At 65.7% G+C, this 23,412-nt stretch carries 19 protein-coding genes and 1 pseudogene; 9 read left to right on the forward strand and 11 right to left on the reverse strand.

The features are described from left to right. Nucleotides 1-43: 43 nt before the first annotated feature. The 4 genes from bioF to panD are packed head-to-tail and all read right to left on the reverse strand — an operon-like array spanning nucleotide 44 to nucleotide 3,681. On the reverse strand, nucleotides 44-1,240 hold the full coding sequence (gene bioF / locus BLQ85_RS14760) for an 8-amino-7-oxononanoate synthase (protein WP_074577991.1): 1,197 nt from the start codon (nucleotides 1,238-1,240) through the stop codon (nucleotides 44-46). A gap of 2 nt (nucleotides 1,241-1,242) precedes the next feature. Further along, complete coding sequence (bioD, locus tag BLQ85_RS14765) at nucleotides 1,243-1,932, reverse strand: dethiobiotin synthase (RefSeq protein ID WP_074577992.1); 690 nt, start codon at nucleotides 1,930-1,932, stop codon at nucleotides 1,243-1,245. After that, nucleotides 1,925-3,259, reverse strand: coding sequence for an adenosylmethionine--8-amino-7-oxononanoate transaminase (locus BLQ85_RS14770; protein ID WP_074577993.1), 1,335 nt, complete (start codon nucleotides 3,257-3,259; stop codon nucleotides 1,925-1,927). Before BLQ85_RS14770 ends, bioD begins: the two co-directional genes overlap by 8 nt. Before the next feature lie 41 nt (nucleotides 3,260-3,300). After that, the gene (gene panD / locus BLQ85_RS14775; protein ID WP_007867856.1) at nucleotides 3,301-3,681 is read right to left on the reverse strand and encodes an aspartate 1-decarboxylase; all 381 of its coding nucleotides are present in this window, start codon (nucleotides 3,679-3,681) and stop codon (nucleotides 3,301-3,303) included. A 163-nt stretch (nucleotides 3,682-3,844) separates the two neighbouring features. Between panD and nadC the strand changes: the two genes are divergently transcribed. The 4 genes from nadC to BLQ85_RS14795 all read left to right on the forward strand — a co-directional run bounded on the left by nadC (nucleotide 3,845) and on the right by BLQ85_RS14795 (nucleotide 9,301). Next, entirely contained in the window at nucleotides 3,845-4,714 is an 870-nt protein-coding gene (gene nadC / locus BLQ85_RS14780) for a carboxylating nicotinate-nucleotide diphosphorylase (protein WP_074577994.1), read from the forward strand. Between the two features lie 2 nt (nucleotides 4,715-4,716). Continuing rightward, complete coding sequence (nadA, locus tag BLQ85_RS14785) at nucleotides 4,717-5,832, forward strand: quinolinate synthase NadA (protein ID WP_074577995.1); 1,116 nt, start codon at nucleotides 4,717-4,719, stop codon at nucleotides 5,830-5,832. Nucleotides 5,833-5,846: 14 nt separating this feature from the next. Continuing rightward, nucleotides 5,847-7,607, forward strand: a complete 1,761-nt coding sequence (gene pabB, locus BLQ85_RS14790) for an aminodeoxychorismate synthase component I (RefSeq protein WP_074577996.1) — start codon at nucleotides 5,847-5,849, stop codon at nucleotides 7,605-7,607. 89 nt (nucleotides 7,608-7,696) lie between these two features. Next, complete coding sequence (locus tag BLQ85_RS14795; protein WP_074577997.1) at nucleotides 7,697-9,301, forward strand: tetratricopeptide repeat protein; 1,605 nt, start codon at nucleotides 7,697-7,699, stop codon at nucleotides 9,299-9,301. 7 nt (nucleotides 9,302-9,308) lie between these two features. Here BLQ85_RS14795 and BLQ85_RS24820 read toward each other — a convergent pair. The 5 genes and pseudogenes from BLQ85_RS24820 to BLQ85_RS14815 form a co-directional block, all read right to left on the reverse strand. Next, a pseudogene (locus tag BLQ85_RS24820) lies at nucleotides 9,309-9,523 on the reverse strand (L-aspartate oxidase); the annotation flags it as partial. A gap of 83 nt (nucleotides 9,524-9,606) precedes the next feature. Next, nucleotides 9,607-9,966 (reverse strand): 5-carboxymethyl-2-hydroxymuconate Delta-isomerase, encoded by a 360-nt coding sequence (locus BLQ85_RS14800; protein WP_074577998.1) that lies wholly within the window; start codon nucleotides 9,964-9,966, stop codon nucleotides 9,607-9,609. A gap of 46 nt (nucleotides 9,967-10,012) precedes the next feature. After that, nucleotides 10,013-11,626 carry an L-aspartate oxidase gene (nadB, locus tag BLQ85_RS14805; RefSeq protein ID WP_074577999.1) on the reverse strand — a complete coding sequence of 538 codons (1,614 nt, stop codon included), beginning with the start codon at nucleotides 11,624-11,626 and terminating at the stop codon, nucleotides 10,013-10,015. A 13-nt stretch (nucleotides 11,627-11,639) separates the two neighbouring features. Continuing rightward, a complete protein-coding gene (locus tag BLQ85_RS14810; protein WP_007867820.1) occupies nucleotides 11,640-12,518 on the reverse strand; it encodes a segregation and condensation protein A in 879 nt (292 codons plus the stop codon). Between the two features lie 39 nt (nucleotides 12,519-12,557). Continuing rightward, nucleotides 12,558-12,785, reverse strand: a complete 228-nt coding sequence (locus tag BLQ85_RS14815) for a DUF3460 family protein (protein WP_007867807.1) — start codon at nucleotides 12,783-12,785, stop codon at nucleotides 12,558-12,560. Nucleotides 12,786-12,897: 112 nt separating this feature from the next. On the opposite strand from BLQ85_RS14815, the gene bamE reads away from it, so the two are divergent. Beyond that, nucleotides 12,898-13,419 carry an outer membrane protein assembly factor BamE domain-containing protein gene (bamE, locus tag BLQ85_RS14820; RefSeq protein ID WP_074578000.1) on the forward strand — a complete coding sequence of 174 codons (522 nt, stop codon included), beginning with the start codon at nucleotides 12,898-12,900 and terminating at the stop codon, nucleotides 13,417-13,419. A gap of 7 nt (nucleotides 13,420-13,426) precedes the next feature. Here the strand turns inward: bamE and BLQ85_RS14825 are convergent, their stop codons facing one another. After that, a complete protein-coding gene (locus BLQ85_RS14825) occupies nucleotides 13,427-15,100 on the reverse strand; it encodes a SulP family inorganic anion transporter (protein ID WP_074578218.1) in 1,674 nt (557 codons plus the stop codon). Between the two features lie 210 nt (nucleotides 15,101-15,310). Between BLQ85_RS14825 and BLQ85_RS14830 the strand changes: the two genes are divergently transcribed. Next, the gene (locus BLQ85_RS14830) at nucleotides 15,311-17,119 is read left to right on the forward strand and encodes a sensor domain-containing diguanylate cyclase (protein ID WP_254806448.1); all 1,809 of its coding nucleotides are present in this window, start codon (nucleotides 15,311-15,313) and stop codon (nucleotides 17,117-17,119) included. Nucleotides 17,120-17,140: 21 nt separating this feature from the next. On the opposite strand, the gene metG is transcribed toward BLQ85_RS14830, so the two are convergent. Further along, nucleotides 17,141-19,219, reverse strand: coding sequence for a methionine--tRNA ligase (metG, locus tag BLQ85_RS14835; RefSeq protein WP_074578001.1), 2,079 nt, complete (start codon nucleotides 19,217-19,219; stop codon nucleotides 17,141-17,143). A 177-nt stretch (nucleotides 19,220-19,396) separates the two neighbouring features. Here metG and apbC point away from each other — a divergent pair, with 177 nt between their 5' ends. The 3 genes from apbC (at nucleotide 19,397) to BLQ85_RS14850 (ending at nucleotide 23,354) form a co-directional block, all read left to right on the forward strand. After that, nucleotides 19,397-20,488: an iron-sulfur cluster carrier protein ApbC gene (gene apbC, locus BLQ85_RS14840; protein WP_074578002.1), complete on the forward strand. Its 1,092-nt coding sequence runs from the start codon at nucleotides 19,397-19,399 to the stop codon at nucleotides 20,486-20,488. A gap of 22 nt (nucleotides 20,489-20,510) precedes the next feature. Next, nucleotides 20,511-21,452 (forward strand): LysR family transcriptional regulator, encoded by a 942-nt coding sequence (locus BLQ85_RS14845; RefSeq protein WP_074578003.1) that lies wholly within the window; start codon nucleotides 20,511-20,513, stop codon nucleotides 21,450-21,452. A 267-nt stretch (nucleotides 21,453-21,719) separates the two neighbouring features. Then, complete coding sequence (locus BLQ85_RS14850) at nucleotides 21,720-23,354, forward strand: OFA family MFS transporter (RefSeq protein WP_074578004.1); 1,635 nt, start codon at nucleotides 21,720-21,722, stop codon at nucleotides 23,352-23,354. Nucleotides 23,355-23,412 lie beyond the last annotated feature (58 nt).

Below are 23,412 nucleotides of genomic sequence, written 5' to 3' on the forward strand. Positions count from 1 at the left end.
AGGGGATGGGTTTTGGAGTCTAGCTGAAGAGATTTCTGAATGATCAAACGGCCTGCCTGGCCAGCGCGCCCAGGGCCTCAACCAGCTGGTCGACGTCGGCTTCGCTGTGCGCCGCCGACAGCGCGATGCGCAGGCGCGCCGTCCCTTCGGGCACGGTGGGCGGTCGTATCGCCGGCACCCAGATGCCGCGCGCGCGCAGGCCTTCCATCACGGCCAGCGCCTGGTCGTTGGCGCCAATCAGCAGCGGCTGGATGGCGGTCTGCGAATACGACAGCTGCCAGCCGCTGCCTTCAAGGCCTGCTGCAAGGCCGCCGCGCAGGCGCGAGATAAGGCGCTGCAGGTGCGCACGCCGCCACTCGTCCTGCTCAATGACCATCAGGCTGGCGCGTAACGCACCGGCCAGAAGCGCGGGCGCGGCGGTGGCAAAAATATAGCTGCGGGTTTTTTGCAGCAGCCATTCGACCAGCGCCTCGTCGCCCGCCACAAAGGCACCGGCCACACCGGCGGCCTTGCCCAGCGTGGCCATGTAGAGCACGCGGCGCGAGGCTTGCGCGCCAGACAGCCCGGCCGCGGCCAGGCTGCCGCGGCCCTGTGGGCCCAGCACACCAAAGCCGTGGGCGTCGTCCAGCAGCAGCAGGGCATCGTGGCGTTCGCACAGCGCCAGCAGCGCGGGGATGTCGGCGCTGTCGCCGTCCATGCTGAAAACGGCGTCGCTGATCACCAGCTTGCGCGGTGCCTCGCTTTGTGCGAGTTCGCGGCCCAATGCATCCAGGTCGGCATGGGCATACCGATGAATCTTTGCGCGCGACAGCCGCGCGCCGTCGATCAGGCAGGCGTGGTTGAGCGCATCTGAAAAAATCGCGTCGCCGGCGCCCACCAGCGCCGGCACGATGCCGATGTTGGTGGCATAGCCCGCATAAAAATACAGCGCGCGCGGCAGGCCCACAAAGGCGGCGAGTTCGCGCTCCAGCGCCGCGTTGGCCTCGCTGTGGCCGCTGACCAGCGGCGAGGCACCGGCCCCCACGCCATAAGTTTGCGCGCCTTCGCAGGCGGCCTGCACCAAAGCCGGGTGCGTGGCCAGGCCCAGGTAGTCGTTGCTGCAAAAGGCCAGCATGCTCCGGCCGTCCACCGTCAGGCGCGCGCCGCTTTCGGGCCGCACCGCGCGGCGCTGGCGGCGCAGGTGGGCATCATCCAGTTCGGCCAGGCGCGCCGGAAATTCATCAAGCCAGGAAGCGGTCATTGTCATTGCCATGCGGGGGGAAGCTCAAAGTGGATGGCGCGCGGGTCGGGCGCGGCCTGGTGTTGGATGGTGGCCAGCAGCGGCGCCTGCAGTTTTTGCCGCAGGAAGGCGATGTTGTCCTCTTGCGCCAGCATGGCGGCATCAACGTGGTTGGCCACCCAGCCGGCCAGCGTGAGGCCGCGCGCGCGTATCGCCTCGGCACTGAGCAGCGCATGGTTGAGGCAGCCCAGGCGCAGGCCCACCACCAGCACCACCGGCAGGCCCAGGGCCTGGGCCAGGTCGGCGCCGGTTTCGCTGTCCGACAGCGGCACCAGGAAACCACCCGCGCCTTCCACCACCACGGCATCGGCCAGCTGCGCGAGGCGGCGCTGGCAGGCCACCAAATGGGCGATGTCAATCCGTGTACCGGCGCGGGCCGCGGCGATATGCGGCGACACCGGGTCGGGCAGCAGCACCGGGTTGTCGAGTTCGGGCGGCACGCGGTAATTGGAGGCGGCGCGCAGCGCGAGCACGTCTTCATTGACATCTTCGCCGTCGACCTGGACCGTGCCCGCCGCCACCGGCTTCATGCCGACGACGCGCACATGGTGGCGGGCCAGCGCATGCAGCAGTCCCGCGCTCGCCAGGGTCTTGCCCACGCCGGTGTCGGTGCCGGTCACAAACAGCGAGAGTTTGCGTGTCGCCTCAGCCATGGGCCCCGCCTTCCTCGGCCAGCGTGGCCTCCAGCGCCGCCAGCGCGCCACGCGCCAGGTGCTGGGCGGCTTCCGCATCCATGACGTAGGGCGGCATGGCGTAAACCGTCTGGCCTATGGGGCGCAGCAACACGCCGTTGGCCATGGCGTGTTGGGTGTAGCGGCGCGCGAAATGGGGGACATTGCCGGGCTCCACGTCCCAGGCCCAGATCATGCCCAACCGGCGCGCGTGCCGAACGGCGCGGTGCTGCGTGAGGGGCGCGAAGGCCGTATCCAGCAGCCGGGCTGTTTCGGCGTTGCGCGCAAGGGCATCGGTCAACTCAAACAGCTCCAGGGTGGCCAGCGCCGCGCGGCAGGCCAGCGGGTTGCCAGTGTAGGAATGTGAATGTAAAAAGCCGCGCGCCACCTCGTCGTCGTAAAAGGCTTCATAGACCGCGTCGGTGGTCAGCACGGCCGACAGCGGCAGTGTGCCGCCGGTCAGCCCTTTGGACAGGCAAATGAAGTCCGGCCGTATGCCGGCCTGCTGGTGGGCAAACATCGTGCCGGTGCGGCCGAAGCCGGTGGCGATCTCGTCGGCGATCAGATGCACCTCGTAGCGGTCGCACAGCGCGCGCGCTTCCCGCAGGTAGGCGGCGTCGTGCATGGCCATGCCGGCGGCGCACTGCACCAGGGGCTCGACGATGAGCGCGGCGGTTTCCGCGTGGTGCTGCTCCAGCCAGGCCTGCAGGCCCGCGGCGGCGCGGCGCGCCGTGTCCGCCGGGCTTTCGCCGGCCTGGGCGCCGCGCGCGTCGGGGCTGGGCACGGTGGCAGCCAGCCGCACCAGCGGCGCATAGGCTTCGCGAAAGAGTGCGATGTCGGTCACGGCTAGCGCGCCCACGGTTTCACCGTGGTAGCCGCCGGCCAGGCCTATGAAGCGGCTTTTTTCGGGCCGGCCGCTGTTGCGCCAGTAATGCGCGCTCATCTTGAGCGCAATCTCGGTGGCGCTGGCGCCATCGCTGCCGTAAAAAGCATGGCCCAGGCCGGTCAGCGCGCCCAGGCGTTCCGAGAGTTCCACCACCGGCGCGTGCGTGAAGCCGGCCAGCATCACGTGGTCCAGCGTGTCGAGCTGATCCCGCAGCGCCGCCTTGATATGCGGATGGCCGTGGCCGAACAGGTTGACCCACCAGGAACTGACGCCGTCCAGGTAGCGCCTGCCTTCAAAGTCGTAAAGCCACACGCCTTCGGCGCGCGCGATGGGCACGGGCGGCTGGGCCTCATGCAGCTTCATCTGCGTGCACGGGTGCCACACATGGCGCAGGCTGCGCCGGATCATCGCTGCGTTGTCCATGGGGCCTTGTGTGAAGGAGGCGGGGAAAGACCCGAAGCGGCTCAGGGCTGCTGCACCGGGATGGTGGAGCGCTCTTCCTTGATGCGGTTGTCAGGGTTCACAAACACCAGCTTGGGGCTGAAGCCCGCAACGTGCTCTTCATGCACCTGCGCGAAGGCGGCGATGATGACCAGGTCGCCCACGGCGGCGCGGCGCGCGGCCGAGCCGTTGACCGAGATGATGCGGCTGCCGCGTTCGGCGCGTATCGCATAGGTGATGAAGCGTTCGCCGTTGTTGATGTTCCAGATGTGCACCTGCTCGTTCTCGGCCAGGTTGGCGGCGTCCAGCAGGTCTTCGTCGATGGCGCAGGAGCCCTCGTAGTTGAGTTCGCAATGCGTCACCGCGGCGCGGTGGATTTTCGATTTGAGCAGGGTTCTGAACATGGTGGTGGGCGTGGATCAAAATAGGGGCAAGGGGAGCGCCATTGTGAGTGGGCGCTTCGCGGCGTTCAGGCACCTGGCCGGCCGCTGTAACATTCGCGACAGTTTTACGCTCTATTTAATAGTTTAGTGCACGGTATGGTGCCCATCCTTTCTTAGATTGCTCATGAAAAAGTCATTTAATTTCTCCAGTCAGGCACTGGCCGACTTGGCCCAGGCCGACGCCGCGCGCGCGCTCGCCGAGGACATAGGCGCCGGCGACCTGACGGCCGGCCTGATCGATGCGGCCCGCCAGGCGCGGGCCCAGGTGCTGGCGCGCGAAAGCGCCGTCGTCTGCGGCAGTGCCTGGGTGGAGGCCACGGTGCGGCAGCTCGACCCGCAGGCCCAGCTGCTCTGGCATGTGAAGGACGGCGAGCGCTGCGAAGCCGGCCAGGTGGTGTTCGAGGTGCGCGGACTGGCTCGCGCCCTGCTGTCGGCAGAACGCACGGCGCTCAATTTTCTGCAGCTGCTCAGCGCCGTGGCGACCAAGACGGCGGTTTATGTCGACATCGTGAAGGGCACGCGCGCGCAGATCGTCGACACGCGCAAGACCCTGCCCGGCCTGCGGCTCGCGCAAAAATATGCCGTCGTCACCGGCGGTGGCACCAACCACCGGGTCGGTTTGTACGACGCGGTGCTGATCAAGGAAAACCACATCGCGGCGGCCGGCGGCATCGCGCAGGTGCTGGCGCGCGCAGCCGAAGTTGCCGCGCAGGCCGATTTTGTACAGATTGAAGTCGAGAACCTGGGTGAGCTGGCCCAGGCCCTGGATGCCGGCGCGCGCATGATCTTGCTGGACAACATGAGCCTGCCTGACTTGAAAGAGGCCGTGCGCATCAACGCCGGGCGCGCCGTGCTGGAGATTTCCGGCGGCGTCACCCTGGACGGCCTGCGCACCCTGGCCGAAACCGGCGTGGACCGCATCTCCATAGGCACCCTGACCAAGGACGTGCGGGCAATTGATTTTTCGATGCGCTTTGATGCGCAGGCGGTGTGAACATGCAAACAGCCGTGCCGATTCGCGTCGACTACGAGCAGCCCGAGGCGGCCGGCGCCTGCAGCACGCACCAGGCCTGGGCTCGCGTGCCGGCCGAGCCCACGCAGGCCGAACGCACGGCGCTCAAAACCCGCATCCGCGAACTGCTCAAGGCGCGCAACGCCGTCATGGTCTCGCACTATTACGTGCATCCCGATTTGCAGGACCTGGCCGAAGAAACCGGCGGCCTGGTGTCGGACTCGCTGGAGATGGCGCGTTTCGGCCGCGACCATGCGGCGCAGACCCTGGTGGTTTCCGGCGTGCGATTCATGGGCGAGACGGCGAAAATCCTGTCGCCCGAAAAGCGCGTGCTCATGCCCGACCTGGACGCAACCTGTTCGCTGGACCTGGGCTGCCCGGCCGCTGAATTCAGCGCCTTCTGTGATGCCCACCCGGACCGCACGGTCGTGGTCTACGCCAACACCAGCGCGGCCGTGAAGGCGCGCGCCGACTGGCTGGTGACCTCCAGCTGCGCGCTCGACATCGTGCGCGCGCTCAAAGAGCGCGGCCAGAAGATCCTCTGGGCGCCCGACCGCCACCTGGGCGGCTACATCCAGCGCGAGACCGGCGCCGACATGGTGTTCTGGAATGGCGCCTGCATCGTGCACGACGAGTTCAAGGCCTTTGAGCTGCAGGCCCTGAAAGCCGAACACCCCGGTGCCAAAGTGTTGGTGCACCCCGAGTCGCCCGCCGACGTGGTCGTGCTGGCCGATGCCGTGGGCTCCACCTCGGGCATCCTCAAGGCGGCGCGCGAGATGGATGCCAAAGAATTTATCGTCGCCACCGACAACGGCATGATGCACAAGCTGCGCACGCTGAACCCCGGCAAAGTCTTTATCGAGGCGCCTACCGCCGGCAACAGCGCCACCTGCAAGAGTTGCGCCCACTGCCCCTGGATGGCCATGAACGGCCTGGCCGGACTGGCGCAGGTGCTGGAAACCGGAACGAACGAAATCAAGGTCGATGCGGCGCTGGGCCAACGCGCGCGTTTGCCGATAGACCGCATGCTGGCCTTCACCGAAGCCTTGAAGGCGGGGCGGCCTGTCACGGGCCTGGTGCCTAACATAGGCGCGGCCTGACGGGCGCCCAGCACGTGGCGGACACGGTTTCAGCGCTCATCGATTTCACCGACCCCTACCAGCCCGAGGGGCCGCGTTTGCGCCAGGCCTTTGGCGTACCCCGCGAAGTGCTGGTGGCGCGGCGGCCCGAAGAGGTGCGCGCGGTGCTGGATGCCGCGCAGGCCTCGGCAGGGCAAGGCGCCTGGTGCGTGGGTTACCTGCGTTATGAAGCCGCTCCCGCTTTTGATGCCGCGCTGGCAGTGCACCCGGCTGATGGGCCCCTGGCCTGGTTTGCCGTGCATGATGCGCCGCTGCCCTGGCCTGATCCGGTACAAGAAGCGTCGCCGCAGCTTCAGTGGCAGGAAGCGATGACGCGCCCCGCGTTTGAGGCCGCCCTGGCCGAATTGCAGCGCGCGATTGCCGATGGCGAGTACTACCAGGTCAATTTCACGGCGCAGATGCGGGCTGCGCTGGGCGGCGATTCGCACAGCGTCCTGGCGCTGTTCCAGGCCCTGCGGCGCGCCCAGCCGGGCGGCTATGCGGCTTTTCTGGACACGGGCGAAGAGCAACTGCTGTCGGTCTCGCCCGAGCTGTTTTTCGACTGGCGCGAAGAAAAGCTGCTGACGCGGCCCATGAAAGGCACGGCGCCGCGCGGCGTGAATCCAGAAGACGATGCCGCGCAAGCCGAGGCCCTGCGCAATTCGGCCAAGGAGCGCGCCGAAAACGTGATGATCGTGGACCTGCTGCGCAACGACCTGTCACGCATCGCCCAACCCTTTAGCGTGCGCGTGCCGCGCCTGTTCCACACCGAGGCCCTGCCTGCGGTCTGGCAGATGACCTCGGACGTCGAGGCGCGCACGCGGGCCGGCTGCAGCCTGGCCGATGTGTTTGCCGCGCTGTTTCCCTGCGGCTCCATCACCGGCGCGCCCAAGGTGCGGGCCATGCGGGCGATTCGCGCGCTGGAGCCGGAGCCGCGCGGTGTGTATTGCGGGGCCATGGGTGTGCTGCGGCCCGGCGGCGCGGCGACTTTTAATGTGCCGATACGCACCGTGACCTTGCGCGGCAACGCGGCGCGCTGCGGCATCGGCAGCGGCATCACCTCGGGCGCGACGGCCGATGGCGAGTGGCGTGAGTGGGGCCTCAAGCAGGCCTTTGTGCAACGCGCCAGCGCGCCCTTCGAGTTGCTGGAAACGCTGGGTCTGGCAGACGGCCAATTACGCGACGCCGATGCCCACCTGGCGCGCATGGCCCAAGCCGCGCAGCATTTTGGTTACCCGTGGGATGCACGGCATGTGCAGGGCGCATTGCAGTCAGTAGCCGATGCACACACCCAGGGCCCGTGGCGGGTCCGTTTGTTGCTGGACGTACTGGGTCGTGCGTGCGCCGAGGCCTATGCCTTGCCGGCTTCACTTGCGCGTGTGCGCTTGCAACTGGCAAATCGTCCGTTGGATGAAGCACACGGCGAATTCGTCCGCTGCAAGACCACCCGGCGCGCCCATTACGACGCCTTCACACCCGAACAGCCCGATGTGTTCGACACGCTGCTCTGGAACGCCGACGGCGAACTGACGGAATGCACGCGCGGCAATGTGGCTTTTCTGCTGGACGGCCGCTGGGTCACGCCGCCGCTGCGCTGCGGCTTGCTGGCCGGTGTGGGGCGCGCCCGTGCGTTGCAGGACGGTCACATTCAGGAAGAAGCCGTGGTGCGTGTGGAGGACCTGCCGCGCGTGGAGGCGCTGGCTTTTGTTAACAGCCTGCGGGGCTGGATACCGGCGGATCTGGAGCAGCTTGCCTAGGTAAAGGTAAAGCCCCCAGGGTTTGGCAATCGCCAGGACGAGGAGACAATGTGCCACGATGGCGTGAACATTGGATTGAGAGGTAAGCCGTGCTGGAAGAACTGAAAATCTTGTTGAGCGGGGAACCCCCCGCAGGGCCTCAGGAAGTAGCCGCCAAAAGGCAAGGCGACCAACACCTGAACCTGGGCCAATTTGACGAGGCCGTTGCGTGCTACCAGCAGGCGGTGTCGCTCAACCCGCGTTTTGCCGCTGCCTATGTCGGCCTGGGATTTTCTTTGGTTGAACAGCAGAAGTTCGCGGAAGCTGCCGTGGCACTCGAACGTGCCCTGGCGATAGACACTTCGCTTGCCGACGCGCATTATCTGCTGGGCAAGGCGGCAAAGGCTCTTGACGACCACCCTGAATCAGTCCGGCATTTCACACAAGCGCTGGCACTCAAGCCGGACTTTGAATTTGCGTATCGCGATCTCTTCGATCTTTTGCTTGGAGCCGGCAAGACCGAGGACGCCAAAGCCGTCGTCAGGAGAGCCATTCTTGCCCTGCCCAACTCAGCGGAATTCCGCTTTCTGCTGGGTAACCTGCTGTTCAACCAGCAGGATTTTGCAGGCGCCATTTCCTGCCATGGCAAGGCGGTGGCGCTGGAGCCCACTGCGGTGGTCTCTCACAAGATGATGGGCGACGCCTATGGGTATCTTGGCCAACACACAAAGGCCGCCGAGTGTTATGAAAAGGCGATTGCCATAGCCCCCGCCAACGCCGACATCCATGCAGCCCTTGGCAATGTCATGAGTGCGTCGGGACAAGGCGAGAAAGCCATGGCGTTTTATCGGCGCGCGATTGAGCTCGCGCCTGGACATGTGACCGCGCATCGACTCCTTGGAAACGCTTTTCTGAAGCGCGGGGATAAAGAAGGTGCGATCGCCTGCTACCGGCGGGTTGTCGAACTACAGCCCGACAGCCCGGTGACGCATATGGTGGCCGCCCTCTCGGGTGAGCAGCGGGACAGCACGCCCAGCGGCTACGTTGCACAGCTGTTTGATGAGTATGCGCAAACTTTTGACTCGCATCTGGTTCAAACACTGCATTACGACGCGCCGGAAAAACTGATGGATCTTGTCCGCGAGGTCTCCACGCCGGCGGCGAGGCAATGGTCTGTGCTGGATCTGGGTTGCGGCACAGGCTTGTCGGGCCTGGCTATTTCCCCTTATGCCAAAGAGCTGGTGGGGGTTGACCTCTCCGCCAACATGCTGGTGAAGGCTGGGGCGCGGCGCATCTATACCCGGCTTGAGCGCATGGACCTGCTAGCGATGATGAAAGAGGAGGCGGCCTCCAGCTATGACGTGGTGATCTCCACCGATGTGTTTATCTATGTCGGAAGGCTGGACGGATTGTTTGGCGAAGCGCAAAGACTGTTGCGCGCCGGCGGATTGTTTGCGTTTTCCGTGGAGTCCCTGGATGCCGTCAACGAGGAAGTCAAAGAAGGGCCGGACATGCTGGATGCTCGCGATTTTCGCCTGAACACCACGGGCCGCTACACGCATTCCCGGGCCTATTTGACCCGTATCGCTTTGCACAACGGTTTCGAGATGCTGCGCACAAAAGAAGTGATGGTTCGTGTGGAAGGCACCAAGACGGCACCGGGCTATCTGATGTTGTGGCGCCGGTGCGATGGCGGGGTGCCGCAGCCGGCTTAAGCTGTCTGGGTACCAGCACGGTAGGCACGGCAGCAGCCATCTCCGGATAGTCGCGGCTGAAGTGCAGGCCGCGGCTTTCGTGCCGGCCATGGGCCGAGCGCACGATCAGGTAGGCCATCTGCGTCAGGATCGCGCAGCTCCAGCAGGGCCACGCTTGACGCGGAAGTTGGCATAAAACTCCTGGATCTCGGTGTCAAGCCAGGCAATGCGGTGCGCCACGCGCGCCGGTTGTTGGGGGGGGCACAATGCGCACGTCATGAATGCTGCCTAAAGCCAGCTTCAGGTCAGGATGGCCTAAAGCTTTCTCAAAGCCGTTCCTTGACGTAGGACGCACGGTCCATGTCCACCATTTCCACGCTCAGCTGCACCATCAGGCCCGCCGGCCGCGGCGTCAGGCGGCGCAGCACGCCGGCGATGCGCTCGCCCAGGTCCTTCTTGGCTTCAGGCGTGCGGCCCGAGAGCAGGCGCAACTGGGCATGGACAAAAGCGCGTGAGGCCGGCGCGGTGCCGATTTCAACATCGTCCAGTGCGACCAGCCGGGTTTTCAGGTCGGATTCATTCTGTATTTCAGGGCTGGCGGCAACGGCCTGGTTCAGCGCCTGGAGCACTTCGGCCTTGGGGAAGCCGGTGAGGTTGCTCGAATATTCAACAGTTAAATGAGGCATGGGGGACTCCGGATAGAAGAGTGGCAGGAAAAGAGTGGAGCAAGCATCAGCTTGCGGGCGGCACCAGCACAGTCGGAACAGCCTGTTCCGCGATGCCGGGGTAATCGCGGCTGAAGTGCAGGCCGCGGCTTTCATGCCGGCCGTGGGCCGAGCGCACGATCAGGTCGGCCACCTGCACCAGGTTGCGCAGCTCCAGCAGGTCGCGCGTGACGCGGAAGTTGGCGTAAAACTCCTGGATCTCGGCATCGAGCAGGGCAATGCGGTGCGCAGCGCGCTCCAGCCGCTTGGTGGTGCGCACAATGCCCACGTAGTTCCACATAAAGCGGCGCAGCTCGTCCCAGTTGTGCGAGATCACCACGGTTTCGTCGGCGTCGGTAACCTGGCTTTCGTCCCAGGCCGGCAGGTCCGGTGTTTCGGCGGCGGCCTCGGCCGCTATGGCATTTGCGGCGGCGCGCGCCAGCACCACACATTCGACCAGCGAATTGCTGGCCAGGCGGTTGGCCCCGTGCAAGCCGGTGCAGGCGGTCTCGCCGACGGCATACAGGCCGGCCACGTCGCTGCGGCCCTGCAGGTCGGTCATCACGCCGCCGCAGGTGTAGTGCGCGGCCGGCACCACCGGAATCGGCTGGCGCGTGATGTCTATGCCGAGTTCCAGGCAGCGCTGGAGGATGTTGGGGAAATGCTCCCGCAAAAACGCCGGGCTCTGGTGCGAAATGTCCAGGTAGACGCAATCCAGCCCGTGCTTTTTCATTTCAAAGTCGATGGCACGCGCCACCACGTCGCGCGGCGCGAGTTCGGCGCGTTCGTCATGCGCCGGCATAAAGCGCCCGCCGCCGGCCGAGGGCGGCAGCAGCAGCTTGCCGCCTTCGCCGCGCACCGCCTCGGTGATCAAAAATGATTTGGCTTCGGGGTGGTACAGGCAGGTCGGGTGGAACTGGATGAACTCCATATTGCCGACGCGGCAGCCCGCGCGCCAGGCGGCGGCAATGCCGTCGCCGGTGGCGGTGTCGGGGTTGGTGGAGTAAAGGTAGACCTTGCCCGCGCCGCCAGTCGCCAGGATGGTCTGGCCGGCGCTGAAGGTCAGCACCTGGCCGCTCAGGGTGTCCAGCACATAGGCGCCGTGGCAGCGCTTGCCGGGCCGTTTGAGTCGCCGGTCGGTGATGAGGTCGACCAGCATGTGGTGCTCGAACAGCGTGATGCCCGGCGTGGCGCGAACCTTTTCGATCAGCGTGCGCTGCACGGCCGCGCCGGTGGCATCGGCCGCGTGCACGATGCGGCGCTGGCTGTGGCCGCCTTCGCGGGTCAGATGCAGCTCGCCCGGGTGTTCGCCGTCTTCCGAAAACGCCACGCCCAATTGGCGCAGCCAGGCGATGGCCTCGGGCGCACCTTGCACCACGGCCTGCGTGGCCGGCAGGTCGCACAGGCCCGCGCCCGCGACCAGGGTGTCCGCCACGTGCTGCGCCAGCGTGTCGCCCTCGGCCAGCACGGCGGCCATGCCGCCCTGCGCCCAGGCGCTGGAGCCGTCGTTGAGTTCGCGTTTGGTGACCACGGCCACGCGCCGGCCTGGGGCGAGCAATAGCGCCGATGCCAGGCCCGCCAGGCCGCTGCCTATGATGAGGACGTCAAAGGCGTGCGGCGGCGGGGCCGGCAAACGTGTCATGAAAAGGGAGGGGCTAGGCGGGGGTGTAAGCCAGGCGCACGTAAATCGGCGCGAAGGCCTCGGCCTGCGTGACTTCCAGCAGGCCTTCCTTGGAGAGCTCCAGCAGCGCGATAAAGGTCACGACCAGCACCGGCATGCCGCGCGCGGCGTCGAACAGCTCCTCGAACTCCAGGAACTTGCGGCCCTGCAGCTTGCGCAGCACGATGCTCATGTGCTCGCGCACCGAGAGTTCTTCGCGGCTGATGACGTGGTGCTGCACCAGGCGGGCGCGCTTGACGATGTCGCGCCAGGCTTCCTGCAGGTCGACCACGTTGACGTCCGGGAAGCGCGGCTGCAGCGACTGCTCGACATAGACCTGGGCGCGCAGGAAGTCGCGGCCGAATTGCGGCACTTCGTTGAGCTTGTGGGCGGCCAGCTTGATCTGCTCGTACTCGAGCAGGCGGCGCACCAGCTCGGCGCGCGGGTCTTCGGGCTCCTGGCCCTCGGCCACCTTTTTGGGCGGCAACAGCATGCGCGACTTGATCTCGATCAGCATGGCCGCCATCAGCAGGTATTCGGCCGCCAGTTCCAGGTTGGTGGCGCGGATTTCGTCGACATAGGTGAGGTACTGGCGCGTGACCGCCGCCATCGGGATGTCGAGGATGTTGAAGTTCTGCTTGCGGATCAGATAGAGCAGCAAGTCCAGCGGGCCTTCAAAGGCCTCGAGGAAGACCTGCAGCGCATCGGGCGGGATGTACAGGTCGTGCGGCATCGCGAACAGCGGCTCGCCGTAAAGGCGCGCCAGCGCGACCTGGTCTATCACTTCGGGCATGTCCGTTCCCACCACGGGCTGCGCCTGGCCGGCGGCCGGCGGCAGTTCCTGGGGTTCTGGCGGGAAATGGGGTTGGGACATGAAAACAGCGGATGCGAGCGTAAAGGGCCGTGGGCCCTTTTATTTGCCGTTGGGGTGGCTGCTGGTGCCGTAGACGTAGGGCTGCTGGGGCACGCGGGCTTCGCTGTACTCGGCCTGCTCGCTGCGGTTCAGGTTCTTGTCCCACAACAGGGCGCGCCCGGCGCGCTGCTCCGCTTCCAGCGTGGGCTTTTTGGCCTTGAGCTGGTCTATGAACTGCGTCGTGTCGGAGGTGTAGTCGGAGCGGCGGAAGATGTTGAGGAGGGCCATGGGGTCTAAACTGCCTGAAACGTATAGTGGGCTGATTTTACCGGGGTCTGCCATGCCTTCCTTGTTTTCGCCCTTTTCGGCCGCTTTTCCCTCTAGAAGGATGTTTGCCTGTATGGGACTGCTCTCATTTGTTCTGGGCCTGGCGGGCTGCGACCCGCAGCGCATCGCCGAGCTTGAAGAGGGTGTGGCCACCGAAGCCGATGTGCGCGCCCGCTTCGGCGAGCCCGAAAAAATCTGGGACGCGGCCGACATGGCCGACACGCCCCTGCCCGGCGCGGCCGCGGCGCCGGGCGCCCGCACCTTTGAATACAACCGCCAGCCGCAGGGCCAAGCCAACTACATGATCACCATAGGCGCGGACGGCAAGATGAGCGCGCTCAGGCAGGTGCTGACGCCACAGAATTTCGAAAAAGTGCTGCCCGGCATGCGCATGGAACAGGTGCGCAAGATGCTCGGCAAGCCCATGAAGGTCACGCCTTATGCGCTCAGGCAGGAAACCCATTACGACTGGCGCTACCTGAACCCGCCTTCGACGGCGCGCATCTTTACGGTGGTGTTTGACGCCGACCTCAAGGTCAAGGGGACGGCCTCGGTGGATGAAGAGAGCATGAATCCCAGCGGCGGGACACGCTAAGGGCCGGTTAGGCCGTCTCGATCTTTGCCAGAAAGCCCGAGCGCTCCATCACGGCCAGCGGCTGGGCATTGAGCCCTGCGATGACCAGCCGGCCGCCGCGCAGCACGATGGCCTTGTGCAGTTGCTCCAGCACGTCCAGCCCCGAGGTGTCCAGCGACTGCAGCGACTGCACGTCCAGGCGCACCACCAGGCCTTTGGGTGCGCCTTCCACCACGCTCAGGATAGGATCGAGCTTGGCCACCGCGCCGAAGAACAGCGAACCGTAGAGCTGGAAGCTCGCCGAGTCCGCGTCGCGCGAGACCTCGACCACCTGGAACAGGCTGCTCATGCGCCGCACGAAGAGCACGCAGGCCAGGATCAGCCCGACCTGTAGCGCCACCGTGAGGTCGAACACCACCGTCAGGAAGAAGGTGCCCAGCATGATGAGGCGGTAGTGGCTGCTGGCCTGGGGCAGGCGGGCGAACTCGCGCCATTCGCCCATGTTCCAGGCCACGTAAAGCAGGATGCCCGAGAGCACGGCCAGCGGCACGTGCACAGCCAGCGGCGCGGCCGCCAGCACGATGATGACCAGCGTGAGCGCATGCACGAGGCCTGAAACCGGTGAGCTGGCGCCGGACCGCACATTGGTCACGGTGCGGGCAATGGTGCCGGTGGCCGGCATGCCGCCGAAAAAGGGCACGACGAAGTTGGCCACGCCCTGGGCCATCAGTTCCTGGTTGGGGTCGTGGCGCGGCAGGCCCGAGACCTGGTCGGCCACACGCGCGCACAGCAGCGACTCCACCGCGCCCAGCATCGCGATGGTGATGGTGGGCGCCACCAGCAGGCGCACCGTCTCCCATGAAAAGTCGGGGAGGGCAAACGCGGGCAGGGCGCGCGGAATGCCGTGAAAGCGCGTGCCTATGGTTTCCACCGGCAGGGCCAGGAAATAGGCAAAGGCCGTCAGCGTGACCAGCGCCACGATGGGGCCGGGCATGCGCGAGGCCATGCGCGTGGCGCGCTTGAGCTGCACGCCCTCGACAGCCTGCATGAGCCGGATCAGGCGCATGGTGAAAAAACCGCCCGCGGCGCGCGCTTGCGTGTCGAACAGCCGGGGCCAGATGAACAGGCCCAGCAGGCAGACCAGGCCCAGGCCCAGCGCATAGGGGTTGAAGCTGTCCAGGTGGTTGCCCAGGACCTTGATCTGCGAGAAAAAATCGGCCGGCATCTTGGGCACGACCAGGCCCAGTAAGTCCTTGGCCTGCGACAGTGCGATCAGCACCGCGATGCCGTTGGTAAAGCCCACCACGATGCTGACCGGCACATAGCGCACCAGCGTGCCCAGCTTGAGCAGGCCCAGCAGGAACAGCAGCACGCCGGCGCAAGCGGTGGCGATCAGCAGGTTGGCCAGGCCGTAGCGTTCCAGGATGCCGTAGACAATCACAATGAAAGCGCCGGCGGGGCCGCCGATTTGCACCGCCGAGCCGCCCAGCGCCGAGATCAGCGCGCCGGCGATGATGGCGGTCCAGATGCCGGCCTCGGGCTTGAGGCCGGAGGCGATGGCAAAGGCCATGGCCAGCGGCAAGGCCACGATGCCGACGGTGATGCCCGCTCCGGCGTCTTTTAAAAACCGTTCCCGCGAGTAGCCGGCGAGTGCTGAAAACAGGCGGGGGCGAAACGGCGCAAGGTAGGCGGGCAGGTGCATGGTTTTTTGATTGTGGCGCCAGGCATGTACCGCCGAGAAGTCCTTGGCGTGACATTTTTCCATTGCCGGCAATGTAAAGGCTGGTTACAGTAATACTGAATTAGTAGGTCAAAATACTTACTTTTACAGCCTTTCGCGGACTGGATAAGCTTTGGGGCTTCACGGCGCCTGGTTCCGGACTGTCCCAGCGTGCTTTTCCTGGAGAAGTGATTGCCCGGTTTTTTCGGTTTTTCGTGGATGCCCGGATGGCGCCTGCCGCGGCGGGCAGCCGCTTTGGCGGCGCTGCTGCTGGCACACGCCATGGCTGTGGCGCAAGAATCCCCTGCTCCTGCTGCCCCGGCGGTGGCGCTGGCCCCCGCCGAGATTCCCGCCGCAAGCCCTGCGGCCGTGGTGCCTGCCCCCTTCAAGGCCGGGCGCGGCGTGCCGGGCGAGGGCCAGGTGCTGGTCGACAGCGCGGGTACCCTCACTTTCGAGCAGGTACGCAGCAAGTTTGATGCCGGCGAGGGGCGTGCCGTCCAGCCCAGCGAGATCATGCCCACCGGGGGCGGCGCGGCGCTGTGGTACCGCCTGGCCCTGCCGGCGGTCGCCGCGCCCACGCCGCTGATGCTCACTATTCCCCACCCCAATATGGACAGCGTGGACCTGTACCGCCCGGCGCCGGGCGGCGTGTGGCAACTGGAGCGCTCCGGCGACGCAATGCCTGTCGCGCAGTGGCCGGTGCGGCATCTGACCCCGGCCTTCGAGCTCCTGCTGCAGCCCGGCGAAACCCAGCCCAGCTACCTGCGGGTGGCGCACAACTACCCCATCAGCGTGCCCTGGGAACTGTCCGACCCGGACAGCTTCCACGAACAGTCCAAGGAGTCGCATTTGCTGCTCGGCGTGTACATCGGGCTGGTCCTGCTGATCGCCATGATGAGTACGCTGCACGCCGCGTCCTGGCGCGACAGCATCCATCTTTTTTTCGCCGGCTACGTGCTGGTGGTGGCCGCGGGCCAGCTGGCGCTGACCGGGCTGGCCGGCGAGTTTCTCTGGCCGGGCAATGCCTGGTGGAACGACAGCGCGCCGGTCGCCCTGACGCTGGCCACCGCCGCGCTGCTGCACCTGTTTTTGCGCCAGATGGTGGTCGACCGCGACGCGCCCTGGTTGTCGCGCGGCCTGCTGCTGATGACGGTGCTGGGCGCGGGCATCCTCACGGCTTTCCTGGTGATGGGCAACAAGTCCTCCTTCAACCTGGCCACGCCCTATTACCTGGGCAGCATGGCCGTTTACCTCAGCGTGGCCGGCTGGTATGTCTGGCGCCGGCCCATGGTCGGCCTGTGGGTGCTGGCCGCCATGATTTGCCTGACGGTGGGTTCGATTTTCCCCATCCTGCGCACGCAGGCCATGCTGCCGCTGGGCGTCGCCACGCAGTACGGCGCGCAGATAGGCGCGGCCTTCGAGATCCTGCTGCTGCTGGTAGCCCTGTACCTGCGCAGCCGCGAAAAGCGCGACAACCAGGCCCGTGTCGGCGCCCTCACGCGGGTCGATCCCTTGACCGGGCTGGGCAACCACCGCGTGCTGCTGCAGCGGCTGGATGCCCTGCTGGTGCGCCAGCGGCGCGACCCCGGCGCGGGCGCGGTGATGCGGGTGCGGCTGGGCAACGCCATCGACATCCGCCAGGACTACGGCATGGAAGCGGCGCAAAGCGCGGTGGTACAGGCCGGGGCCTGCGTGGCCGGCGTGGCGAGTGACGGCGACACTGTCGCGCGCCACCGCGACGGCGACTTTTTGCTGATCCTGCAAGGCCACCTCACGCGCGACGAGCTCACGCAGATCGCGCAGCGATTGATTGCCCGGGGCCTGGCCGACAGCCCCAGCCTGCCGCCCGGCACCATGATGCAGTTCAGGATTGCCGTGGCCGAGGCGCCTTTCAATGCGCCCGATGCCGAGCAGCTGTTGCACGCCATGGGCAATGTGCTCAGGGAGCTGTCGGGCCGCTCCGGCACCGGCTTGCGTTTTATCAACGCGGCGGCCGGCTGAGGCACTAGACCGGCGCGTGGCTCAGTGGATGCGCATGCCCGGCGTAGCGCCCGGCAGGGGTTCCAGCACATAAATGCCGGGCTGGGCTTTTTCGTCGGCGTGGCTGGCGGCCAGCACCATGCCTTCGCTGATGCCGAACTTCATTTTTCGCGGCGCCAGGTTGGCTACCAGTACCGTCAGCTTGCCGACCAGGTCCTCGGGTTTGTAGGCCGAGGCGATGCCGCTGAACACGTTGCGCATGCGGCCTTCGCCGGCGTCCAGCGTCAGGCGCAGCAGCTTGGTCGAGCCTTCGACCGCCTCGCAGCTGACGATCTTGGCAATGCGCAAGTCGACCTTGGCGAAGTCGTCGATGGTGATGGCAGGGGCGATCGCCTCACCGCCCGGCAGGTCCGCGGGTGCGGCCGGCGCGGCTTCGGCCTGGGCCGGCGGCTCGAACAGCGCCTCGAGCTGCTTGACATCCACGCGCTGCATCAGGTGCTTGTAGTCGCCTATCACATGGCCCTTGCCCAGCATGGCACCAGCGGCCGAAAAGTTCAGCGCTTCCACTTTCAGGAAGCCTTCGACCTGCGCGGCCAGGGCGGGCAGCACGGGCTTCAGATAAATCGTCAGCAGGCGGAAGGCCTCTATGCATACCGTGCAGACGTCCTGCAGGCGCGCGTCCTTGCCGGCCTGCTTGGCGAGTTCCCAGGGCTTGTTCTGGTCCACATAGGCGTTGACACGGTCCGTCAGCAGCATGGTTTCGCGCAGGGCCTTGGCGAACTCGCGGCTTTCATAAAGCGGCGCGATCACGTCCCTGGCCGCGCGCAGCGCTTCCAGCAGCGCTGCACCGTCGGCCGACACCTCGCCGAGCTGGCCGGCAAAACGTTTGCTGATAAAGCCCGCGGCGCGGCTGGCGATATTGATGTACTTGCCCACCAGGTCGCTGTTGACGCGCGCCATGAAGTCGTCGGCGTTGAAATCGATGTCCTCGTTGCGCGCATTGAGCTTGGCGGCCAGGTAATAGCGCAGCCATTCGGGGTTCATGCCCAGGCTCAGGTACTTGAGCGGGTCCAGGCCTGTGCCGCGGCTCTTGCTCATCTTCTCGCCGTTGTTCACCGTCAGGAAACCGTGCACAAACACGTTGTCGGGCGTCTTGCGGCCGCTGAAGTGCAGCATGGCCGGCCAGAACAGGGTGTGGAAGGTGACGATGTCCTTGCCGATGAAGTGGTACTGCTCCAGGCCGGGCGTGGCCATGTAGGCGTCGTAGTTATCGCCGCGTTTTTCAAGCAGGTTTTTGAGCGAGGCCAGGTAGCCGACGGGCGCGTCCAGCCAGACATAAAAATACTTGCCCGGCGCATCGGGGATTTCAATGCCGAAGTAGGGCGCGTCCCGGCTGATGTCCCAGTCGCCCAGGCCTTCGCTCTTGGTGCCGTCGGCATTCTCGCGCACCGAGAACCATTCCTTGACCTTGTTGGCCACCTCGGGCTGCAGCTTGCCGTCCTGCGTCCATTTTTCGAGGAACTCCACGCAGCGCGGGTCGGACAGGGTGAAGAAAAAATGCTCGGAGCTTTTAAGCACCGGCTTGGCACCCGACAGGGCCGAATAGGGGTTGATCAGGTCGGTGGGTGCATACACCGCGCCGCAGACCTCGCAGTTGTCGCCGTACTGGTCTTTCGAGTGGCAGTTCGGGCATTCACCCTTGATGAAGCGGTCGGGCAGGAACATGCTCTTCTCGGCGTCGAAGAACTGTTCAATCGTCTTGGTCGCGATCAGCCCGGCCTTTTTGAGGTCCAGGTAGATCTGCTGCGCGAGTTCGTGGTTTTCCGGGCCGTCGGTGGAGTGCCAGTTGTCAAAGCTGATGTGAAAGCCGTCCAGGTAGGGCTTGCGGCCCGCGGCGATGTCGGCCACGAACTGCTGCGGTGTCTTGCCGGCTTTTTCGGCGGCGATCATGATGGGCGCGCCGTGGGCGTCGTCCGCGCCCACAAAGTTCACCGCATGGCCCTGCATGCGCTGGAAACGCACCCAGATGTCGGCCTGGATGTATTCCATGATGTGGCCGATATGGAAATTGCCGTTGGCATAGGGCAGGGCGGTGGTGACAAACAGGCGGCGCTGGGACATAGGGATCTTTTTTGGCTTAATGAGGGCTAACCCGCAATTTTAAGTCGCTTGGCCCCCATGCCGCCCCGCCAAGTCCCCATGACCCCAGTGGGCGCCGCCACGGCGTTAGACTTCAGCCCAACCCCCGCCGCCGCCAGAGCGCCGCCCCACTTGACAGATTCAACGGAGTATTTCCCCATGTCCCTGGACCAACAGGCCGTCCTGAACGCCGTGCAAGCCGTGCTGGATCCCAACACCGGCAAAGACTTTGTCAGCACCAAGGCCCTGAAAAACCTGCAGATCAGCGGCAGCGACGTGTCTTTCGACATCGAACTCGGCTACCCGGCCAAAAGCCAGGTCGCCGGCCTGCGCAAAAGCCTGATCGCCGCCGTCAAGGCCGTGCCCGGCGCCGGCAACGTCTCGGTCAATGTCGCGGTCAAGATCGCCAGCCACGCCGTGCAGCGCGGCGTGCAGCTGCTGCCCAACGTCAAGAACATCATCGCCGTCGCCTCCGGCAAGGGCGGCGTCGGCAAAAGCACCACGGCCGTCAACCTGGCCCTGGCCCTGGCGGCCGAGGGCGCCAGCGTGGGCCTGCTCGACGCCGACATCTACGGCCCCAGCCAGCCCATGATGATGGGCATCGAAGGCCGGCCCGAGAGCGTGGACGGCAAGAATATGGAGCCCATGGAGAACTACGGCATCCAGGTCATGTCCATAGGCTTTCTGGTGGCCCAGGACGAAGCCATGATCTGGCGCGGCCCCATGGCCACCCAGGCGCTGGAGCAGCTGCTGCGCCAGACCAACTGGAAAGACCTGGACTACCTGATCGTCGACATGCCGCCCGGCACCGGCGACATCCAGCTCACGCTGTCGCAGCGCGTGCCCATGACGGGCGCCGTCATCGTCACCACGCCGCAGGACATCGCGCTGCTGGACGCCAAAAAGGGCATCAAGATGTTCGAAAAAGTCGGCGTGCCCATCCTGGGCATCGTCGAAAACATGGCGGTGCACATCTGCAGCAACTGCGGCCATGCCGAGCACATTTTCGGCGAGGGCGGCGGCAAGAAGATGGCGGCCGACTACAAGATGGACTACCTGGGCGCGCTGCCGCTGGACATGCAGATACGCCTGCAAGCCGACAACGGCCGGCCCACCGTGGTGGCCGACCCAGACGGCGAGGTCGCCGGCATCTACAAGGCCGTGGCGCGCAAGATGGCCGTCACCGTGGCGGCCAAGTCCAAGGACTTTTCCGCCAAGTTCCCGACCATCACCATCAGCAAGAACACCTGAAACAGCCCAGGCGCGGCGCCCCATGAACCTGCTGGCATCCCTGCGTTACCTGGCCGCGCTCGACGAGCACAAACATTTCGGCCGCGCGGCCCAGGCCTGCCACATCACGCAGCCGGCGCTGTCCAATGCGCTGCGCGCGCTGGAGCGGGAATTCGGCACCGTCATCGTGCGGCGCGGGCGCAACTTCGAAGGCTTCACGCCCGAAGGCGAGCGTGTGCTGCTCAGCGCCCAGCGCATGCTGCATGAGCGCGAGCTGCTGCAGCAGGAGCTCGACAGCGGCATAGGCAAACCGCAGGGCAGCCTCGCCATAGGGGCCGTGCCCACCGCCATGCCGGTGGCCGCGCGCTTTTGCGCGCTGCTGCAGGCGCGCTACCCGGGCATCTCGCCCACGGTGCGCTCCATGAGCTCCAACGAACTGGAGGCCGGCCTGGAGAGCCTGGCGCTGGACATGGGCCTGGGCTACACCGACCGGCTGCGCGCCAACGGACCCAGCCTGCGCCAGATCAAGCAGTACACCGAGCACTATTTTTTCGTGCGCCGCGCCGCCAAGGCCAGCAAGGACGTCATGCAAATCGGCCCCAAGATCAGCTGGGCCGAGGCCGCCAAACATCCGCTGTGCCTGCTCACGCGCGACATGCACAACCGCACCATCGTCGACAAGGCCTTCCAGGAAGCCGGCCAGGCCTGCGAGCCGGTCATCCAGACCAACTCCATCCTCACGCTGGCGCTGTCGGTGGCCGAGGGCAATGTCTGCACCGTGATGCCCGGCGCGCTGGTGGGCGCGGTGCGCGGCTATCGCGAGCTCGAAGCCCTGCCCCTGGTCAGCCCCGAGGTGCGCACCACCATAGGCTTTATGGCCCAGGGCGGCGACCCCTCTCGCACCCTGGAAGCGGCGCTGGCCCTTGCGCAAGACGCGGGCTGGCTGCGCCACGCAGCAGCCCATAGCGGTCTCCTGAGCGTCTAGCGCGCTTCCCCAATCCTCCCCCGGCCGCAGCAGGGGGCTCCCTAAACCAGTCAGGGCCGCGGAACCGGCTTTGCCGGGCCGCAGGCGCAGCGGCCCCCTCGGGGGGCAGGGAGCTACACGAAGTGAGCGACCGTGGGGGCTCTATTTAATTTTTGAATCGATGCATGTCTCGATTCAATTTGACCGTGTTGCCGTGCGGCCGCGACACTTCGCGCACTCGTTCAGGGTGGGAAATACCAATAAGCCATAACACGGAGATAAGAAGACATGTCTGGATTCCTCGATAAAGAGCGCATCATTGCCGGCCCCGGCTTCAACCGCTGGCTGGTGCCTCCCGCCGCCCTGGCGATCCACCTGTGCATAGGCATGGCCTATGGTTTTTCAGTGTTCTGGCTGCCGCTGTCCAAGGCGCTGGGCATCAAGGAATCCATCAAATGCGGCCCTGAAGTCGGCTTTATCGCCGAGCTGTTCACCACCAGCTGCGACTGGAAAATCTCCACCCTGGGCTGGATGTACACCCTGTTCTTCGTGCTGCTGGGCATTTCCGCGGCCACCTGGGGCGGCTGGCTGGAACGCGCCGGCCCGCGCAAGGCCGGCGTGGTGTCGGCCGTCTGCTGGTGCGGCGGCATGCTGATCTCGGCCCTGGGCATTTACCTGCACCAGTTCTGGCTGATGATCCTGGGCTCCGGCGTCATAGGCGGCATAGGCCTGGGGCTGGGCTATATCTCGCCGGTCTCCACGCTGATCAAGTGGTTCCCCGACCGCCGCGGCATGGCCACCGGCATGGCCATCATGGGCTTTGGCGGCGGCGCGATGATAGGTTCGCCGCTCGCGGCCGACCTCATGAAATATTTCGCCACGCCGACCAGCGTGGGCGTGATGCAGACCTTTGTTGTCATGGCCGTCGTGTACTTCGTCTTCATGATGGCCGGCGCCTTTGGCTACCGCGTGCCTGAAACCGGCTGGAAGCCCGAGGGCTGGACGCCGCCGCCCGCCGCCACCAACACCATGATCACGCAGCGCCATGTGCATGTGAAAAAAGTCTGGGGCATTCCGCAGTTCTGGCTGATCTGGATGGTGCTGTGCATGAATGTGAGCGCCGGCATCGGCGTGATCGGCATGGCCTCGCCCATGCTGCAGGAAGTGTTCGGCGGCTCGCTGATAGGCGTGAGCCAGAAGTTCGGCGAACTCGACAAGGCGCAGCTGGCCGCCATCGCCACCGTCGCTGCCGGTTTTACCGCGCTGCTGAGCCTCTTTAACATCGGCGGCCGCTTCTTCTGGGCCAGCCTGTCCGACAAGCTGGGCCGCAAGATGACCTATGTGGTGTTCTTCGTGCTGGGCGGCGTGCTGTATTTCAGCGTGCCGGGCAGCGCGGCGGCCGGCAGCATCTTGCTGTTCGTCGGCGCCTTCTGCGTGATCCTGAGCATGTACGGCGGCGGCTTTGCCACCGTGCCGGCCTACCTGGCCGACATCTTCGGCACCCAGATGGTGGGCGCCATCCACGGCCGCCTGCTGACGGCCTGGGCCACGGCCGGCATCCTGGGCCCGGTGGTGGTGAATTACATGCGCGAATACCAGCTGGGGCTGGGCATTCCGCGCGAGCAGGTGTACAACCAGACCATGTACATCCTGGTGGGCATGCTGGTGCTGGGCCTGGTCTGCAACCTGCTGGTGCGCCCGCTGAACCCCAAGTGGTTCATGACCGACAGCGAGCTCGCCGAAGAAAAACGCCTGGCCCATGAAAAAGCCGTGGCGTCCGAACTGCACCGCGCCAATGGCGGCAACGGTAACGGCGGCACGGTGAGCCCCGTGGTGGTGGTACTGGCCTGGCTCGCGGTGGGCATTCCGCTGGCCTGGGGTATTTACCGCACCTTGCAAAGCGTTGCCAAGTTTTTTGCCTGAGCTTCCCTTGTTTGATTGATTCACAGATTATTTCGTTTCAAGCCAAGCCGTCCCCGCA

Source organism: Polaromonas sp. JS666 (assembly GCF_900103405.1).
GTDB lineage: Bacteria > Pseudomonadota > Gammaproteobacteria > Burkholderiales > Burkholderiaceae_C > Polaromonas.

What these genes read in the sequence shown, in the direction of transcription:
- bioF (WP_074577991.1), bottom strand. Translation starts at nt 1,240, where the DNA reads ATGACCGCTTCCTGGCTTGATGAATTTCCGGCGCGCCTGGCCGAACTG.
- bioD (WP_074577992.1), bottom strand. Translation starts at nt 1,932, where the DNA reads ATGGCTGAGGCGACACGCAAACTCTCGCTGTTTGTGACCGGCACCGAC.
- BLQ85_RS14770 (WP_074577993.1), bottom strand. Translation starts at nt 3,259, where the DNA reads ATGGACAACGCAGCGATGATCCGGCGCAGCCTGCGCCATGTGTGGCAC.
- panD (WP_007867856.1), bottom strand. Translation starts at nt 3,681, where the DNA reads ATGTTCAGAACCCTGCTCAAATCGAAAATCCACCGCGCCGCGGTGACG.
- nadC (WP_074577994.1), top strand. Translation starts at nt 3,845, where the DNA reads ATGAAAAAGTCATTTAATTTCTCCAGTCAGGCACTGGCCGACTTGGCC.
- nadA (WP_074577995.1), top strand. Translation starts at nt 4,717, where the DNA reads ATGCAAACAGCCGTGCCGATTCGCGTCGACTACGAGCAGCCCGAGGCG.
- BLQ85_RS14800 (WP_074577998.1), bottom strand. Translation starts at nt 9,966, where the DNA reads ATGCCTCATTTAACTGTTGAATATTCGAGCAACCTCACCGGCTTCCCC.
- nadB (WP_074577999.1), bottom strand. Translation starts at nt 11,626, where the DNA reads ATGACACGTTTGCCGGCCCCGCCGCCGCACGCCTTTGACGTCCTCATC.
- BLQ85_RS14810 (WP_007867820.1), bottom strand. Translation starts at nt 12,518, where the DNA reads ATGTCCCAACCCCATTTCCCGCCAGAACCCCAGGAACTGCCGCCGGCC.
- BLQ85_RS14815 (WP_007867807.1), bottom strand. Translation starts at nt 12,785, where the DNA reads ATGGCCCTCCTCAACATCTTCCGCCGCTCCGACTACACCTCCGACACG.
- bamE (WP_074578000.1), top strand. Translation starts at nt 12,898, where the DNA reads ATGGGACTGCTCTCATTTGTTCTGGGCCTGGCGGGCTGCGACCCGCAG.
- BLQ85_RS14825 (WP_074578218.1), bottom strand. Translation starts at nt 15,100, where the DNA reads ATGCACCTGCCCGCCTACCTTGCGCCGTTTCGCCCCCGCCTGTTTTCA.
- metG (WP_074578001.1), bottom strand. Translation starts at nt 19,219, where the DNA reads ATGTCCCAGCGCCGCCTGTTTGTCACCACCGCCCTGCCCTATGCCAAC.
- apbC (WP_074578002.1), top strand. Translation starts at nt 19,397, where the DNA reads ATGTCCCTGGACCAACAGGCCGTCCTGAACGCCGTGCAAGCCGTGCTG.
- BLQ85_RS14845 (WP_074578003.1), top strand. Translation starts at nt 20,511, where the DNA reads ATGAACCTGCTGGCATCCCTGCGTTACCTGGCCGCGCTCGACGAGCAC.
- BLQ85_RS14850 (WP_074578004.1), top strand. Translation starts at nt 21,720, where the DNA reads ATGTCTGGATTCCTCGATAAAGAGCGCATCATTGCCGGCCCCGGCTTC.